15 protein-coding genes and 2 pseudogenes are annotated in these 15,735 nt (G+C 68.4%); 8 read left to right on the top strand and 9 right to left on the bottom strand.

All coding sequences use genetic code 11. The annotated features are described in order from the left end of the window. Positions 1 to 210: 210 nt before the first annotated feature. Together AB0I73_RS37230 and AB0I73_RS37225 are read left to right on the top strand one after the other, a co-directional pair. On the top strand, positions 211 to 1,746 hold the full coding sequence (locus AB0I73_RS37230; RefSeq protein WP_363044847.1) for an FMN-binding glutamate synthase family protein: 1,536 nt from the start codon (positions 211 to 213) through the stop codon (positions 1,744 to 1,746). Between the two features lie 122 nt (positions 1,747 to 1,868). Beyond that, a complete protein-coding gene (locus tag AB0I73_RS37225; protein ID WP_363044846.1) occupies positions 1,869 to 2,660 on the top strand; it encodes an alpha/beta fold hydrolase in 792 nt (263 codons plus the stop codon). Between the two features lie 215 nt (positions 2,661 to 2,875). Here the strand turns inward: AB0I73_RS37225 and AB0I73_RS37220 are convergent, their stop codons facing one another. Continuing rightward, on the bottom strand, positions 2,876 to 3,823 hold the full coding sequence (locus AB0I73_RS37220; protein WP_363044845.1) for an integrase core domain-containing protein: 948 nt from the start codon (positions 3,821 to 3,823) through the stop codon (positions 2,876 to 2,878). Then, entirely contained in the window at positions 3,820 to 4,137 is a 318-nt protein-coding gene (locus AB0I73_RS37215) for a helix-turn-helix domain-containing protein (RefSeq protein WP_363044844.1), read from the bottom strand. Before AB0I73_RS37215 ends, AB0I73_RS37220 begins: the two co-directional genes overlap by 4 nt. Before the next feature lie 404 nt (positions 4,138 to 4,541). Between AB0I73_RS37215 and AB0I73_RS37210 the strand changes: the two genes are divergently transcribed. Continuing rightward, positions 4,542 to 5,090: a nuclear transport factor 2 family protein gene (locus AB0I73_RS37210; RefSeq protein ID WP_363044843.1), complete on the top strand. Its 549-nt coding sequence runs from the start codon at positions 4,542 to 4,544 to the stop codon at positions 5,088 to 5,090. Here the strand turns inward: AB0I73_RS37210 and AB0I73_RS37205 are convergent. Then, complete coding sequence (locus AB0I73_RS37205) at positions 5,012 to 5,332, bottom strand: hypothetical protein (RefSeq protein ID WP_363044842.1); 321 nt, start codon at positions 5,330 to 5,332, stop codon at positions 5,012 to 5,014. The two genes, AB0I73_RS37210 and AB0I73_RS37205, sit on opposite strands and share 79 nt — an antisense overlap. Before the next feature lie 55 nt (positions 5,333 to 5,387). Here AB0I73_RS37205 and AB0I73_RS37200 point away from each other — a divergent pair, with 55 nt between their 5' ends. Then, positions 5,388 to 6,107: an IS6 family transposase gene (locus AB0I73_RS37200; protein WP_363044841.1), complete on the top strand. Its 720-nt coding sequence runs from the start codon at positions 5,388 to 5,390 to the stop codon at positions 6,105 to 6,107. 118 nt (positions 6,108 to 6,225) lie between these two features. Here AB0I73_RS37200 and AB0I73_RS37195 read toward each other — a convergent pair. The 4 genes and pseudogenes from AB0I73_RS37195 to AB0I73_RS37180 form a co-directional block, all read right to left on the bottom strand. Then, positions 6,226 to 6,603, bottom strand: a pseudogene (locus AB0I73_RS37195) (MFS transporter); the annotation flags it as partial. A gap of 31 nt (positions 6,604 to 6,634) precedes the next feature. Continuing rightward, positions 6,635 to 7,726, bottom strand: coding sequence for an integrase core domain-containing protein (locus AB0I73_RS37190; RefSeq protein WP_363044840.1), 1,092 nt, complete (start codon positions 7,724 to 7,726; stop codon positions 6,635 to 6,637). A 92-nt stretch (positions 7,727 to 7,818) separates the two neighbouring features. Beyond that, on the bottom strand, positions 7,819 to 8,226 hold the full coding sequence (locus AB0I73_RS37185) for a PIN domain-containing protein (protein ID WP_363044839.1): 408 nt from the start codon (positions 8,224 to 8,226) through the stop codon (positions 7,819 to 7,821). Beyond that, the gene (locus tag AB0I73_RS37180) at positions 8,223 to 8,498 is read right to left on the bottom strand and encodes a hypothetical protein (RefSeq protein ID WP_109376692.1); all 276 of its coding nucleotides are present in this window, start codon (positions 8,496 to 8,498) and stop codon (positions 8,223 to 8,225) included. The genes AB0I73_RS37185 and AB0I73_RS37180 overlap by 4 nt, the downstream gene beginning before the upstream one ends. Positions 8,499 to 8,997: 499 nt before the next feature. On the opposite strand from AB0I73_RS37180, the gene AB0I73_RS37175 reads away from it, so the two are divergent. Together AB0I73_RS37175 and AB0I73_RS37170 are read left to right on the top strand one after the other, a co-directional pair. Next, positions 8,998 to 10,041 (top strand): SEC-C domain-containing protein, encoded by a 1,044-nt coding sequence (locus AB0I73_RS37175; protein WP_363044838.1) that lies wholly within the window; start codon positions 8,998 to 9,000, stop codon positions 10,039 to 10,041. Between the two features lie 59 nt (positions 10,042 to 10,100). After that, positions 10,101 to 10,508, top strand: coding sequence for a hypothetical protein (locus tag AB0I73_RS37170; RefSeq protein ID WP_363044837.1), 408 nt, complete (start codon positions 10,101 to 10,103; stop codon positions 10,506 to 10,508). Here AB0I73_RS37170 and AB0I73_RS37165 read toward each other — a convergent pair. Then, complete coding sequence (locus AB0I73_RS37165) at positions 10,433 to 11,188, bottom strand: IS6 family transposase (RefSeq protein WP_363044836.1); 756 nt, start codon at positions 11,186 to 11,188, stop codon at positions 10,433 to 10,435. The two genes, AB0I73_RS37170 and AB0I73_RS37165, sit on opposite strands and share 76 nt — an antisense overlap. On the opposite strand from AB0I73_RS37165, the pseudogene AB0I73_RS37160 reads away from it, so the two are divergent. Then, positions 11,097 to 12,254: pseudogene (locus AB0I73_RS37160) on the top strand (IS1380 family transposase). The gene AB0I73_RS37165 and the pseudogene AB0I73_RS37160 overlap by 92 nt on opposite strands. A 480-nt stretch (positions 12,255 to 12,734) precedes the next feature. Then, a complete protein-coding gene (gene mdlC / locus AB0I73_RS37155) occupies positions 12,735 to 14,354 on the top strand; it encodes a benzoylformate decarboxylase (RefSeq protein WP_363044835.1) in 1,620 nt (539 codons plus the stop codon). Positions 14,355 to 14,850: 496 nt separating this feature from the next. Here mdlC and AB0I73_RS37150 read toward each other — a convergent pair whose 3' ends face one another. Beyond that, positions 14,851 to 15,570 (bottom strand): IS6 family transposase, encoded by a 720-nt coding sequence (locus AB0I73_RS37150; protein ID WP_363044834.1) that lies wholly within the window; start codon positions 15,568 to 15,570, stop codon positions 14,851 to 14,853. Between the last annotated feature and the right edge of the window lie 165 nt (positions 15,571 to 15,735).

Genomic DNA, 15,735 nt, shown 5'->3' with positions numbered 1-15,735 from the left:
GCCCGGCCCGGAGGCCGCACCACCGGGTGCGGCCGACGGGCCGTCACGGATCCGACCGATCCGCGCCGGTCGGCGGACAACACCCGCCCGCCTTCGCCTTTCTTCGATCGCGCTGGCGCGCCCTTGACTGTGTGCGCCGTCTGGCGCCCGATGTGACACAAGCGGGCTCCACCGCGTGGCGATGGAGCCGTGCCTCGAGGAGGAACGTTCATGCAAGCCCGGAGGATCGGCGCCGTCGCCGCAACAGCAGTGGCGCTGGTGACGGCCCGCGACCTTGTCCAGAAGCGGCACGCACTGCTCCGGAACTTCCCGGTGATCGGGCACGCCCGGTACCTGCTGGAGACGATCGGGCCGGAGCTGCGGCAGTACATCGTGACCTCCAACGAGGCGGAGCGCCCATTCAGCCGTGCCCAGCGCACCTGGATCTACGCGTCGGCGAAGGAGGAGAACAACTACTTCGGGTTCGGCACCGAGGTCGACGTCGAGCACGTCCAGGGGCACACCTACCTGAAGCAGCGCACGTTCGCCGACACGCTGCCCGACGCGCAGGACCCACTGCCCTCAGCCAAGGTGCTGGGCGGGCCGCGCGGGCGCGCCAAGGCGTTCCGGCCGGCGAGCGTGGTGAACATCTCGGCGATGAGCTTCGGCTCGCTCTCCGGCGCGGCCATCACGGCGCTCAACAAGGGAGCGGCGCTGGCGGGCACGATGCACAACACCGGCGAGGGCGGCCTGTCGCCGTACCACCGCAACGGCGGCGACTTGGTGCTGCAGATCGGCACCTCGTACTTCGGCTGCCGCAACGAGGACGGCAGCTTCAATCTCGACAAGCTCAAGGACGTGGTCGCGAGCGCCCCGGTCAAGGCGATAGAGATCAAGCTCTCCCAGGGCGCCAAGCCAGGGCTGGGCGGAATGCTGCCGGGCGCGAAGGTGACCCCGGAGATCGCCGAGATCCGCGGCATCCCCGTCGGCAAGGACTGCGCCTCCCCGTCGCGGCACACCGCGTTCAGCGACGTCGACTCCATGCTCGACTTCGTCGAGCTGCTCGCCACCGAGACGGGGCTGCCGGTCGGGGTCAAGAGCGCGGTGGGCGAGCTGGGCTTCTGGCAGGAGCTGGCCGCGCTGATGGCGCGTGGTGACCGTGGTGTCGACTTCGTGACCATCGACGGCGGCGAGGGCGGCACCGGGGCGGCGCCGCGGATCTTCACCGACTCGGTGTCGCTGCCGTTCCGGATGGGCTTCTCCCGGGTCTACGGCACCTTCGCCGAGCTGGGGCTGACCGACGACCTGACCTTCATCGGCTCCGGCAAGCTCGGCCTGCCCGAGAACGCCGCGGTCGCCTTCGCCCTGGGCGCCGACATGATCAACGTGGGTCGTGAGGCGATGCTGTCGATCGGCTGCATCCAGGCGCAGAAGTGCCACACCGACAGGTGCCCCACCGGCGTCGCCACCCAGAACCCGTGGCTGGCCCGCGGCCTCGACCCGACCTCGAAGGCCACCCGGACCGCTGCCTACCTGCGCACCCTGCGCAAGGAGCTGATGAAGGTCTCGTCGGCCATCGGCGTCGCCCACCCGGCACTCATCACCGCCGACGACATCGAGATCATGAACGGCGACTACGAGGCCCGCACCCTGGCCGGCGTCTACGGCTACAAGGACGGCTGGGGCAAGCTCGGCCCGCACCTCGCCGAGGAGATCACTGCGCTACTCGCCATCAAGCCGACCTCCGTCCAAAAGCCGACCGCCTGACACACCGACAGCGACAAGCACCGCGCTCACCGCTCTCCTGCGCGGAGCCCGCGCGTGGCAACAGCCGGTGTCGCCCTCACCTCCCCTACCCCCCGAACAGCCCATGCCCAGGTGATCACAACATGACTGAAGAAGTGAGATTCAAGAGCATCGTCGGCCCCGAACTGGCCGGAGTAATTGACCTGCCAGACGGCGAGATCCGGGGCTGGGGAATCTTCGTCCACGGATTCACACTCGGCAAGAACTCGCCGGCCGCCTCGCGCGTCAGCAGGCAACTGGCCCGCGAGGGGATCGGAATGCTGCGCTACGACAACCTCGGGATCGGAGACTCCGACGGCGACTGGGGGGACGGTTCCTTCACCGTCAAGGTCCAGGACAGCGTCCGCGCGGCAAACCTGATGGCAGAGCGCGGGACTCCGGCGGATCTGCTGGTGGGGCACTCGTGGGGAGGCGCCGCCGCCATCGCCGCGGCGGCCGAGGCGACCGGCGTCCGCGCGGTCGCCACGATCGGGGCGCCCGCCGACCCCAGCCACGTGGAGCACCAGTACGACGCGGTCGTGGACTGCGTGCTCAGCGAGGGGCAGCACGAGTGGTTCGTCGGCGGGCGGACCCTGGTCCTCAAGCGCGCCTTCGTCGAGGACGTCCGCCGTGCCCGTCTGCACGATCAGGTCCGTGAGTTGGACCGGCCGCTGCTCGTGATGCACTCGCCCACCGACGACACCGTCGATATCGCCAACGCCGGGGAGATCTTCCGCAAGGCGCGGCACCCGCGAAGCTTCGTCTCGCTCGAAGGGGCAGACCACCTCCTGACCGCACGAGGGCAGGCGCAGCGAGCCGCCCACATCATCAGCGCCTGGGCCGACCGGTACATCCACGTCTCACGACCCGCAGGAAAGGACGTCTTGGGTGCTTGAAAGATCGTTTTCACCTGATTAGAGCAATTTCAGGGCACTGTCATCCCTGAAGGAGCGGGAGTGGACAAGAGGGTCTCCTCGTCCTTTTTCTCCGGTTGCGATCTCTCGGTTTCGGGACAGTGGGGTGAGTGACAGTGGGGTCTGGGTGTGTTGATGCTGGTGGGTGGCGGTTTAGGGGCGTGGGGCCACTGTCCTGGACGTGAGAGTGTCCCGCGTCAAGTAACTGGCAGGTTTTCGGGATCTGGAAAGTTGGGGACGAGCGGGTCGGCGGCGCCGGTGTGGACGTCATAGGGCCGGTTCCAGGCCAGCGCCTCGTGTGGCCGGACGGTGTTGTACTCGCGCCGATAGTCCTCGGCGTGCCGGACCAGCTCAAGGGCGTCGGGTATCTCCTTCAGGAAAAGCTTCTCGTATTTCAGCGATCCGAAGCCACGTTCGCGTGAGCCGTTCTGGCCCGGCGTGCGCACACGGGTGCGCACGTGCCGCAGCTCGGGGCGGGTGGCGATGAACGCCTCGAAGCGGAACGAGCGGAACGGGCCGCCGTTGTCGGTCACGACCGTGACCAGCGGCTGCACCTGCCCCTCGGCGTCGCGCGGGGCGAGGTCGGACAGCGGTCTCCCGGCCATCAACTCCGCCTCCTTCAAGGCGATTTCGATCGCGGCGATCGCGTCGTGCTGGTTCGCGGTGGGCGCCACGTGCCAGCCCAGCTCGTACTTCGACCAGTAGTCCCGGCAGCCGGCCGGCCGCCACGTGCCGCCACCGGTGGTCTCGAACTCGCAGAAGTCGAGCTGCCAGACCTGGTTCGGGCCGGTCGGCCCGGTCGCGAAGGCGGCCTTGCGTCGCTGGGCGAGCTGCCGGCGTTCGCGCGGGTGGTTCGCCTCCAGCAGCAGGCCCTCGTCCCGCAGCAGCCGCAGCACGCCGGCCTGCGAGACCCGGTGGCCGTCGTGGCGGCACATCGCCCACACCTTGCGGTGGCCCCAGGCCGGGTGCGCGAGCGCGTGCCGACGGGCGGCGTCGCGGACCTGTTTCCGGGCCGGACGCGGCCACGGCCGCCGGGCCCGCACGCCCGGACGGGCACGCGCCTGGTGGCGGCGCCAGGTCCGCTCGGGCACGCCGATCAGCCGGCAGAACCTCGCGGTCGGCATGCCCGCGTCGGCGCGGATCACCTCGAGGTCCTCGAAGGGCCCAGCCGGCCCTCCGCGGACTTCTTCCATACCCGCAGCTCGACCGCGGCCTCACCCAGCGCCTGCGTCAGATCGGCCACCTGCGCTTCGAGCTGCTGTTCCCGGCTGCTCGGGCCGGACTTCCCCGCCGCCAGACCGGCCCGGCCGGACTCCGGGAACTGGCGCTTCCAGTTCCCGACCGACTGCTCGGACACCTTCGCCCGCCGCGCAGCCTCCGCGACGGTCATCTCACCGGCCAGGATCGACAGCACGATCCGGACCTTCTCCTCCGGCGGCAACGCCGGTGGCCTCACCATGAACGATCAGACTCCTTCGAGATCAGCAGGACCCGCAAGAAACGAGCCCTGCCACAAAGTCTGACGCGCGACAGAACCAGCGGCGCATGTTGAACCACTGGGCCGCGACGCCCCTCGCTTGCGGTTGGTGACAGCGTTCTTACCGGTACGTCCGCCGTGGGTTCAGCGTGACTGAGGGGCCTTCATCGGGAACCCACGGTGTCTTCTGTAGGTGTGCTCAAAAGTGCGGTGGGTTCGTTGCTGCTGATCGGCAGAGTAGTACGGGTATGCCCTAAAGGGCCATGGGATGATCTTGACGCCCGCCGGGGGTGTGCCGGACGACCTTCGAGATGCGTACCGGACCCTCTGCCCCGACACTGAGCATCGGGGCGGGGACGACCGGTGCTTCGGTGAGGAAGACGCCCATGTCTGATCGTGCTGCGATGGAGCGCGTGTGGGTGGCGCACACGGACGGCGAGTTCGTGCAGCTGGACCTGCAGGCCACGATGAGCACGATGACCGACAGTCCCACAGTGGTCCATGTGCCGACCGCGATGGGCGGCGTGGGCCGCCAGAGTGTCGCGGACTTCTACGAGCGCTGGTTCATCGGGCGCAACCCGGCGGACTTTGCGCTGAGGTCCGTGTCCCGCACCGTCGGGGGCGACCGGATCGTCGACGAGATGGTCGTGTCCTTCACCCACGACATCGAGGTCCCGTGGGTCCTGCCCGGCGTGGACCCGACCGGGAGAGCTGTCAGCGTGCCCGTCATCGCCGTCGTGGGGTTCCGCGACGGAGCCATCGACAGCGAGCACATCTACTGGGACCAGGCATCGGTCCTCGCCCAGACGTGCCTGCTGGACGCCGACCTGGTCGCGCGGCTCCCTGTGATCACGGATCAGTCGGACGTCCTGGACGGTGCTCTCCCGCTGAACCAGCTGGCTCTGACGCCACGGAAACCCCGGCCACCGGCCTGATTCACCCGCGGGCACTCGACCACGCGGCCGGTGAGGTTGTGCAGCTCGACCTTGTGCCGCAGTTCAAGGAACTGGAAGAACACCGCCAGCGCGCCCGCCCGGCCGGTCCGGGCCGACGGTTTGGCGTCACGGAGCACCTTGCCGAAGTACACGTCGGCGTCGGCCGGCTCCATCTCCCACAGCGGGCGGCCGAACCAGTCCCGGGTCAGTTCCAGGTGGTTGGTGTCGTGGGGCGCTGTCACGTTGACCGACCGGGTGGGACGATCTTCGAGTTGGTCATGCTGGGAGGAGTCGTCCGTGGGGAGCGCGTCGCTGTCGTACCAGGGGCACCGGTACCCGGTCGAGATCATCGCGCACTGCGTGTGGCTGTACCACCGCTTCCCGCTGTCGTTCCGCGAGATCGAGGAGCTGATGCTCGAGCGCGGCGTGCTCGTCTCCTATGAGACAGTCCGACGCTGGTGCGCGAAGTTCGGGCAGGCCTACGCCCACGGCCTGCGCCGCCGCCGACCTCGGCCCGGGGACACATGGCACTTGGACGAGGTCTTCCTCAAGATCAACGGAGAGCGGAAGTACCGGTGGCGGGCCGTCGACCAGGACGGCAACGTGCTCGACATCCTCATGCAGAGCCGCCGGGACAAGGCCGCGGCCAGGCGTTTCTTCCGCAGGCTGCTCAAGACGACCTGCTCGATGCCACGGGTAATCGTCACCGACCAGCTGCGCTCCTACCGGGCGGCCCACCGCGAGGTCATGCCCTTGGTCGAGCACCGTTCCCACAAGGGCCTCAACAACCGGGCGGAGAACAGCCACCAGCCGACGAGGCAGCGCGAACGCGCGATGAAGGGCTTCCGCAGCGTCGGCGGAGCCCAGCGTTTCCTGTCCGCGTTCAGCGGCATCTCACCGCACTTCCGCCCCCACCGCCACCTGCTCACCGCCCCCGGCCACCGAGCCGAAATGACCCTCCGCCTCGCCCTCTGGGACCACGTCACCGGAGTCGTCAGCGTGGCCGCAACGGCCTGAACACGGACCAGAACCGCAAGCCCCCACGCCCCGACACACGCCAGACGCCCACAAATCCAACAACGTGACAACGCCCGGCGACCAGTTGAATCCACCACTGCTTCTTACGGGCGTGTGGTCAGGTCTTGCGGTGGGCCGGGGGTGTGGTGGGGCGGAGGGCGGGGTCGTTGCGCAGGCGGAGGAAGGTGACGAACAGGATGAGCGCCTGCAGCAGGGCGCACGCCCCGATGAGGCCGTTCAGGTAGGGCGGTGGGGTGAGGGCGAGCAGGAGGCCCGCGACGGGGAAGGGCAGCAGCAGGAGCAGGATGGTCAGAGAGAGGGTCGTGCCGAAGGCGGCGGGTGGGATGACCTGGGAGCGGAGGGTGCGCAGGACGACGGTGAGTCCTCCGTCGGCGGCCATGAAGAGGGCCACGAGGGCGACGTAGCCGGTGTAGGAGGGGGCCTGGGGCACGGCGAGGCAGGCGGCGGCCGCGACGGTGGCGCTGATGGCGCCGACCCTGTGGGTACCGATTAATCATCCGCCCTGCTCAGGCGGCATGTTGGTACTCGTGAAGGATTCCGCCGAGTCGATCTCGTCGGTGAACCTTCAGGTGCGCGATCTGTCCTGGTTCGGTGATCGGTTCGGGTAGCGGACGGAGCGGAGCCGCTTGCCCCAGTGTCCGGTGCGGGCGAGGCTCGTTGTAGAAGGACTCGAACTCGCGCAGCGCGTGGAGTAGATGGCGCTGGTCCCATATGAGGGTGCGGTCCAGCAGTTCGCGGCGGCAGGTCTGTATCCAGCGCTCTACGATCGAGTTCATCCGCGGCATCCGGATGCCGCTGGTGACGACCTCCAGGCCGGCGTCGGTCAGCACGGCGTCGAAGGCCTGCGTGAACCTCGAGTCGCGGTCGCGGATCAGGAATCTGGCCCTGCTGCCCGCGTCCTCCAGGTCCATGACGAGATTGCGTCCGAGCTGCACCATCCAGTCCGCGGTGGGGTGAGCGGTGACGCCCAGGATCCTGATCCGCCTGGTGGCGTGTTCGATGACCGCGAAGACATACAGGCGAGCCCCGGTGAGCGTGCGGGCCTCGAACAGATCGCACGCCAACAGCGCGGCGGCCTGGCTGCGCAGGAAGTCGGCCCAGGTCGTGCTCTGCCGTTCGGGCGCGGGCGGGATGCCGTGCTCCTTGAGGATCTCCCAGACCGTGGAGGCGGCGACCTTGATGCCCAGTGCCGCGAGCTCGCCGTGGATCCGGCGGTACCCCCACGAGCTGTTCTCGCGGGCCAGGCGCAGGACCAGGGCTCGGATCGACCGGACGGTGGGTGGGCGTCCGCGCCGCTTCGGCACGCAGGTGGCGGCATGTCGTTGCTTGAGCAGGTTGCGGTGCCACCGCATGATCGTGTCAGGGCGTACCAACAGCAGGAACCGGCGCAGCTTCTCCCTCGGGAGGCAGTGGAGCAGGCCGGCGAGGATGGCGCGGTCGGTGTCTGTGAAGGTGGGCTTGCCGACTTGGCGTTGCAGGACCAGCAGTTGGTGCCGCAGGGCCAGGATTTCGATGTCCTTCTCTCGGTCGCTCATCGGCAGCAGGCGCAGGAGCGCCAGGGTGTTGGTCGCGGCGAGGTAAGCCAGGCGGAGCAGCACGACAGATGATGATGCCGCCGTCCAACCTCCATGTGAACGGCGAGGTACGGGCCGCGAGACCGCGGGACTCCCGGCACCGCCCCGACTGCCCGTCAGAGGTCTCTGATCGCCACGCGGTCGCCGCATAGCTTTGACCAGTCGTCGCGGTCGGAGGTCAGGACGAGCACGGGGGCCGGTGAACGGAGGGCCATCGCGGCGACGAGGGCATCGATGGCGTATTTGTGGCCGTGGAGGCCGCCGGCGTCTTGCAGCAGCCGCACCGCCGTCATGGAGTCGGCTTGGTTGACTTCCTCGACCTTGAGTCGGGAGAGCACCCAGTTCAGTCGCGCGGTGTCCGTCTTGCCGTAGACAGCTTCCACGATGGTCAGGACAGAGACCCGCACGGTAACGCCCTCCCGGCGTGCGGCCTCGATCCTGACCACCATCCGTCGGTCGTTATCCAGCAGCAGCGACAGAGCCTGCGAGTCCAGGACGATGGAACGGGCGGGCGGTTCCTTCACGCGGCACTCTGCCCGGCCGCGCCCGGCTCCTGTCCGTCACCGAACAGCTCGCGGTGCGCGGCCTGGACCTCCTGTTCGGTGAGGGGGCCGTGTTCAGCCTCGTGGGCGGCAACGATCTCGGCGAGCCCGTCCATGGCCAGCTGATGACGGACGGCCTCGGTGATGTAGGCGGATACCCCGCGCTTACCGGTGCGGGAGCGCAGCGCACCGACGAGGTCGGAGGGCATGGACACGGAGATGTTCTCCGTACTACCGGGCCTGGAAGTCTTCACACCCCCTAGTGTACGACATGGTTTATTACAGCACCCTGTGCAGGCCAGCTGCTCTCCTGGGCGGGCCGGCTATCAGGCGGCCAGCCGCCGCCCTGAACGCTACCGGCAGCGATCCCGCCGCCGTCCGTCCCCGAGCGGGACGGCGGGCGCTGGGGGCCTACACCTATCTGTTCCGCCACCGCACCTAACGGTGCCGCGCGCTCATCCTGCTGGCCATGGGGACGGTCGCCTACGTCACCGTGCACAGCCTCGCCGGCGGGCTGACCTCGCTGCTAACCACCCTCGGGTACCCCCGGGCCGAAGCCGGGGTAATCTCCGCCGCCGACATCTTCGGCCTGTTCCTCTCTTGGTCCGCGCCGACCTGCGGCAGTCCCGACTGTGCGGGGCATCGCGGGCTCGACGATCTCGCCGGGCGTGGGCGTCGACGGTCGGCGAAACGGTGCGGCATGAGGTCCGGTATGGGATAACGAGCGGCCACCGGCATCGGTAGGGTTTGCACATGAGCGACTCGCCGGTGTCCGGTACCGTGATCACCCCGTATGCGGCTTTTCTTGACGATCTGGGGCGTGAGCCGTCGGCGGCCGAGTGCGCGCGGTGGGCCAGGGAACACCCCGGTGCCCCGGAGGAGCCGCGTGCCCTGGTAGATGCGGGTTGGTTCACGGCGCGCGGCGGCCGGCACGAGGAGGCCCTCGCGCTCTTTCGCCGCGCGGTGGAGTTCGGGGGCGAGTTCGGCAGGGACGCCCAGGTCGGCATCGTCGACCAGCTGTACGCGCTGCGCCGCGGGCAGGAAGCCGAGGAGGCACAGCGCGCGCTGCGGGCCGAACTCGACGCCCAGCCTGCGGAATTCACGAATCTGCGGATCTTCGATGACATGGTCGAGGTGCTGACCGAGGCCGGCGAGAGCGAGTCGGCCCTTAAGTGGTGCGAGGCAGGTCTGGACCGCGCGGCCGCCTCCGGTGCGTCACCGGAGGCGGCCGAGTACCGGCGTGGACTGGCGCTCAGCCGCAGCTTCCTACACGACGAGCTGGACATCGAGCTGGATGAGGACGATCTGGCCGCCGAGGCTGAGGCCGACGCTTCCCTCGCGGCGCTCAGCGAGCTGGTGCGGGAGCGGTGGGGCGACCTGCCCGGCCGTCGGGGGCTGGATGTGCCGGAGGACGGGGATGCGTTCGACTCCATCGTGCTGCGCTGGGCGCGGGAGGACTTCGCTGCGGTGCGGGCGCGCTGGCCGGAGTCGACCGCGCACTACGGCGGCGACTACGACGCGTATGCCGCGCGGATCCAGCGGGAGGCCCGCGGCTACGGCGAGGCCGGCGCCGCCCACGTGCGCATGGTCACCGGCACCCTGGCCGACTTCCAGGCGTACGCCCAGCGCACCTACCGCGACCCGGCCGACCAGAAGACCCGGCAGAGCTACGGCGAGTGGCGCGCCGCGGCGCACCCAGACCAGACGCTGCTGTGGCCGCCCGCGCGCAACGGGCCGTGCTGGTGCGACTCGGGCCGCAAGTACAAGAAGTGCTGCGGCACCCCCGCGAAGAACTGACCGGCCCAGATGTCTCACTGTCTCACGAGTTCCAGGGGCACAGGCAAAAGGAGTGGCCCATGGCCAGGAAGTCGGACCACCGGCTCGACGCGATGATCGCGGAGGCAGTCATCGACGCATACGGTGAAGACGAAGAACTGGCCGGCTTCCACGCCGTCCTCACCGATCATCTGGTGCTGCCTTTCACCACCCAGGTTCTGGGCGTCGACGTTGTGGTCGAGGACCTCGACCTACGTCCCGGCAGTGGAATGGTGGCCCTGTGCCGTCGTGGCGCCCATCGGCAGGCAATCGGGTTGCTGGACCTGCCGCTGCCGGGCGTTGTCACGTTGTTGGGTGCGGGACTGTCTGATGGTGCGTTGGGGCGTGGTGGGCCCGCGGCCCGGGCATGTGTTCAGGCCGTGGTGGGCCGGCCGGCGCCGGTGATCTGGTCCCAGATGGCGAAGCGGAGGGTCATCTCGGCTCGGTAGTCGGGTGCTGCCATCAGGTGGCGGTGGGGCCGGAAGTGGGGTGAGATGCCGCTGAACGCGGACAGGAATCGCTGTGCCCCGCCGGCCGAGCGGAAGCCCTTCATGGCGCGTTCCCGCTGCCGGGTGGGCTGGTGGCTGTTCTCCGCCCGGTTGTTGAGGTACTTCGAACTGCGGTGTTCGACGGAGGGCATGACCTCGCGGTGGGCCGCCCGGTAGGAGCGCAGTTTGTCGGTGACGATCACCCGGGGCACCGTGCGCGTCTTCTTGAGCAGCCTGCGGAAGAAGCGCTGGGCCGCAGCGGTGTCCCGCCGGTTCTGCACGAGGATGTCGAGCACGTTGCCGTCGGCGTCGACGGCCCGCCACAGGTACTTCAGCTCTCCGTTGATCTTCACGAAGACCTCGTCCAGGTGCCACTTATCACCGGGCCGGGGCCGGCGTCGGCGCAGCGCGTTGGCGTAGGCCTGCCCGAACTTGGCGCACCAGCGGCGGATCGTCTCGTGGGAGACGAGGACGCCGCGCTCGAGCATCAGTTCCTTGACCTCGCGGAAGCTGAGCGGGAAGCGGTGGTACAGCCGCACGCAGTGCGCGATGATCTCCACCGGGTACCGGTGGCCCTGGTACGACGGCGACACGGACGACACGAGCGAACCCCTCCCCGGCACGATCAACTCCAAGATCATCCCAGGCCGGTCAGCCAACGTGACAACGCCGCCGGGCGGCTTCCCCTGGCTGACGGTGGCGGGCAAGCGGCTGCGCGGCTGGATCGTCATCGACCTCGATGCGACGGTCATCACCTCCGCCTCGAAGAAGGCCGGGGCAGCGGTCACCTTCAAGAAGACGTTCGGGTTTCATCCGCTGGCCGCGTGGTGCGCGAACACCACGGAGTCCCTGGCCATGCTGCTGCGGCCGGGCAACGCCGGAGCGAACACAGTGGCCGACCACGTCGCCGTGCTCACCGACGCGCTCGCGTAGATCCCCGGATCGTCGGCCGCGAAGATCCTGGTCCGGGTGGACGGGGCCGGGGCCACGCATGGGCTGCTCGAACACCTCGAAGCGTTGAACACCACGCGGCGCACCGTCCGTTACACCGTCGGCTGGAAGATCACTGAAGACGACGAGAAAGCCATCGCCCGGCTGCCCGAGATGGCCTGGGAGACTTCCGTGCACCAGGACGGCAGCCTCCAGGAAGGCTACTTCGTCGCCGAGTTGACCGGCTTGAACACCCGTGAGGGCTGGCCCGAAGGCATGCGGCTGATCGTGCGCCGGGTGCGTCCGACCCGGCGGCACCTGAAGAAGCTGACCGCGTTCGAGAAGAAGACCGGCTGGCGCTACTGCATCACCGCGACCAACATCCGCCACATGTGGGGCATCGCCGGCTCGGGCCACGCCCAGTTCCTGGACGTGCTGCACCGCTCCCACGCCGGGGTGGAAGACCGGGTGCGCACCAACAAGGCCATGGGGCTAGACAACCTGCCCTCGCAATCGTGGGAGGTGAACCGCGGCTGGATGCTCGCTGCGAACCTCGCCGCCGATCTCGACGCGTGGGTGCGGCTGCTGGCCCTGCACGACATCGCTGACCTGGCTGGCGCTGAGCCGGACACCATGCGCTTCCGCCTCTACCACCTGCCCGCACGCCTCGCCGACCACGCCCGCCGCCGATGGCTGCGGATCGAGCGGACCTGGCCCTGGGCGACCGCGTTCACCACCTGCTGGCGCCGGCTGACCGCCCTGCCCGCCGTCACCTGACGACCAGACCACCAACCCGACGAGACATGGAAAGGAACAGACCCGCACGACCTCCGGGTGCAGTGGAACCCCGGCGCAGCCGCAGCGACACGCGAAGGCCCCACCCGCGATCACGCGGAACAAACAGGGCGAACCGACGGCCCGCCCATGCACTCACGACCACTGAAGAATCGAGGCTAACTACCCGGCCTTGGGGAAACTTCAGTCGGACGTGGACGTTTATGCCTGGAGGCAGCTGGGATCGCTCGGGACCAGGCGAGTCGCCACGTCGGTGCTTCTTGATCACTCGAATACCGGATAACACGCAAGTGGTACGCCGGATCTATCTCTCGCGCTGCTAAATTCGCGACCGATGTCTGGCGGTCGGCCTCAATGACGACTAGCAGCTCTGCACTCGGACCGCTGGCCGGATACGGAACTCCGAGTATCGCCGGCCGGTCATCGGAATGACGACGCAAGTGCGCGACGAAGGGACATGCTATGCCGACTGTCCGTCAAGCCACCATCGATCTGCTTAGGCACCATGGGCTGAACACATGGTTCGGCAATCCCGGATCCTCCGAACTCACCCTGCTGGAGGACTTCCCCAGCGACTTCCGTTATTTCCTGGGTCTGCAGGAAATGGTGCCGACCGGCATGGCCGATGGCTTCTCGCAGGTCACTGGGCGTCCCGCGCTACTCCTGGTGCACACCGCGCCTGGCCTCGGCAATGCCATGGGCGCCCTGTACAACGCCCACCTGAACAAGACGCCGCTCATCGTCATGGCGGGCAACCAGCGTCGTACCATGCAGAATCAAAAGACTCTTCTGACCAACGAGGACGCCACGCTGGTCCCGCGTCCGTTCGTCAAATGGTCCGCCGAGCCGGCCATCGCCAGCGAGGTTCCCGCGGTCCTCACCCATGCCATCCACATCGCGATGTCCCCGCCCACCGGACCGGTCTTCGTCTCCCTGCCGATGGACGACATGGCTTTCGAACTCAACGACGCCCAAGCCTCGGAAATCGAGGTGGTCAGGAACCGCAAGGTCACACACGCCGGAGGGTTCCATAAGGACCTGGCGAAGAAGATCGCCGGCCGGCTCTCCGCCGCCAAGTCGCCCGCCTTCGTCGTCCATGGCGACCTGGAGCACGCCGGAGCCTGGGAGCCGGTCGTCAAGCTGGCCGAGCGCGCAAAGGCCGCCGTGTGGACCTCACCACTCCCGGGCCTGTCCGGGTTCCCGGAGAACCACTCCCTGTACCAAGGCCTGCTCCCGCCCGGCGCCGGCTGGATCTCGGAAGAGCTGAAGGGCCACGACCTCGTCGTTGTGCTGGGCGGCCCGGTCTTCCGCTACTACCCCTACATCCCAGGACCGTATCTACCCGAGGGCACATCCCTCATCCACATTACGAGCGACCCCGACGAAGCCGCCCGTGCACCCGTCGGGGACGCCTACGTGGCCGACGTCCGGGCCGCGGTGGAGGCTCTGCTGGACGAGATCCCCGAATCGTCACGCCCCGCCCCCCAGGCTCGGCCCGACGTACCGCGTCCGGAGTGGGCCAAAGCCCCGATGTCGGCCGCCGACCTGTGGACGGCTGTCGGCCACGCCGCTCCGGCGGACGCCCTGTTCATCACCGAAGCCGGTTCCAACGAGGTCCCGATCACGTCATACGTACGGCCCGGTGCTGCCCTCTCCCACATGTCCGCTGTCGGCGGGGGCCTCGGATTCGGGCTACCCGCCGCTGTCGGCGCCCAACTCGGCGCCCCGGACCGCCCGGTGATCGCCCTCATGGGCGACGGGTCGATGCACTATGCGATCACGTCCTTGTGGACCGCGGCCCATTACAAGATCCCGCTGACGATCGTCGTTTCCTCCAACGACGAATACGGTGTCCTCAAGCAGTTCGCTGACATCGAAAACGCCGCCGCTGTCCCCGGACTGGACTTGCCCCAGCTGAACATTGTGTCCACCGCCACGAGTTACGGCGTCGACGCTCACGAAGCCACCGACACCGACCAGGTCACCAAGCTGCTCGGCGAAGGAGTCGCCGACCGGGATCGCCCGACCCTCATCAACGTCCGGACGAACAAGGTCAAGAAGATCGCACCCCGCCTGACCTGAACCCGCCCAAGCGGCAGCGACCCTGGCGAGGGTCCGTGCGGCCCCGTCCGTCGCTGCCGGGCCGGGCGGGAGTGTAAAACGTTCGGCCCTGTCTCACATGCGGTGGTAACGGTAAGTAGCTGCCGTGGCTGGCAGTAACGCTCCCAGACCAGCACGGGTGACGCGACCGCCGACACCGTGCCCGTCCCGCTCGACGGCGCGTCTGCGACTGCTCTCCTCGGAGCTCGGACCAAACACATCAGCGATGACGCTCTGTCACCACCGCATGCGAGACAGAGCCAAACGTTTCGGTGTAACTCCCGATCTGGGCTTGATCCGCTTTGACGGGCATCCGAGATCAGGGGGCTGAGCCCCCGGAAGGATGATGTCCATCATGGAGAGCGGCACTGTCACATTGGCTGACCGGGTGGGATGATCTTCTGGCGTTGTCACGTTGGCGGGGTGTTGATCGATTGAGGGCGCGTCAGGGCGTGTAGGGGGCGGGCGGGGGCCTGGGTCACGCTGCGGCAGACAGGCCGGCGACGCCGGTGACCTGATCCCAGATCGCGAAGCGGACGGTCATCTCGGCGCGGTAGTGGGCGGCGGTCATCCGGTGGCGGTGGGGCCGGAAGTGGGGGGAGATGCCGCTGAACGCGGCCAGGAACCGCTGCGCCCTGCCGACGGAGCGGAAGCCCTTCATGGCGCGTTCGCGCTGCCTCGTCGGCTGGTGGCTGTTCTCCGCCCGGTTGTTGAGGCCCTTGTGGGAGCGGTGCTCGACCAAGGGCATGACCTCGCGGTGGGCCGCCCGGTAGGAGCGCAGCTGGTCGGTGACGATTACCCGTGGCATCGAGCAGGTCGTCTTGAGCAGCCTGCGGAAGAAGCGGCGGGCCGCGGCCTTGTCCCGCCGGTTCTGCACGAGGATGTCGAGCACGTTGCCGTCGGCGTCGACGGCCCGCCACAGGTACTTCTGCTCTCCGCCGATCTTGATGAAGACCTCGTCCAGGTGCCACTTATCGCCGGGCCGGGGCCGCCGACGGCGCAGGCCGTGGGCGTAGGCCTGCCCGAACTTCGCGCACCAGCGTCGGACTGTCTCGTGGGAGACGAGGACGCCGCGCTCGAGCATCAGCTCCTCGATCTCGCGGAACGACAGCGGGAAGCGGTGGTACAGCCACACGCAGTGGGAGATGATCTCGACTGGGTACCGGTGCCCCTGGTACAACGGCGATGCGTCCCCCACAGAGACCCTCCTCCACCATGATCAACTCGGAGATCATCCCACGGGCCAGCCAATGTGACAGTGCCGTTCGGCGGGTTCGACGCCCAGTACGCGGCGATCGAGAAGGTCTCCGCGCACCACGGCGACAACTGGGAGGTGCTGCTGCTCGGCGGGGGGCGGGCGGGG

This window comes from Streptomyces sp. NPDC050388 (assembly GCF_040655635.1).
In the GTDB taxonomy this organism is placed as follows: Bacteria; Actinomycetota; Actinomycetes; order Streptomycetales; family Streptomycetaceae; genus Streptomyces.
The sequence above is the reverse complement of the archived record's forward strand: the minus strand, read 5'-3'. Positions and strand labels throughout refer to the sequence as shown.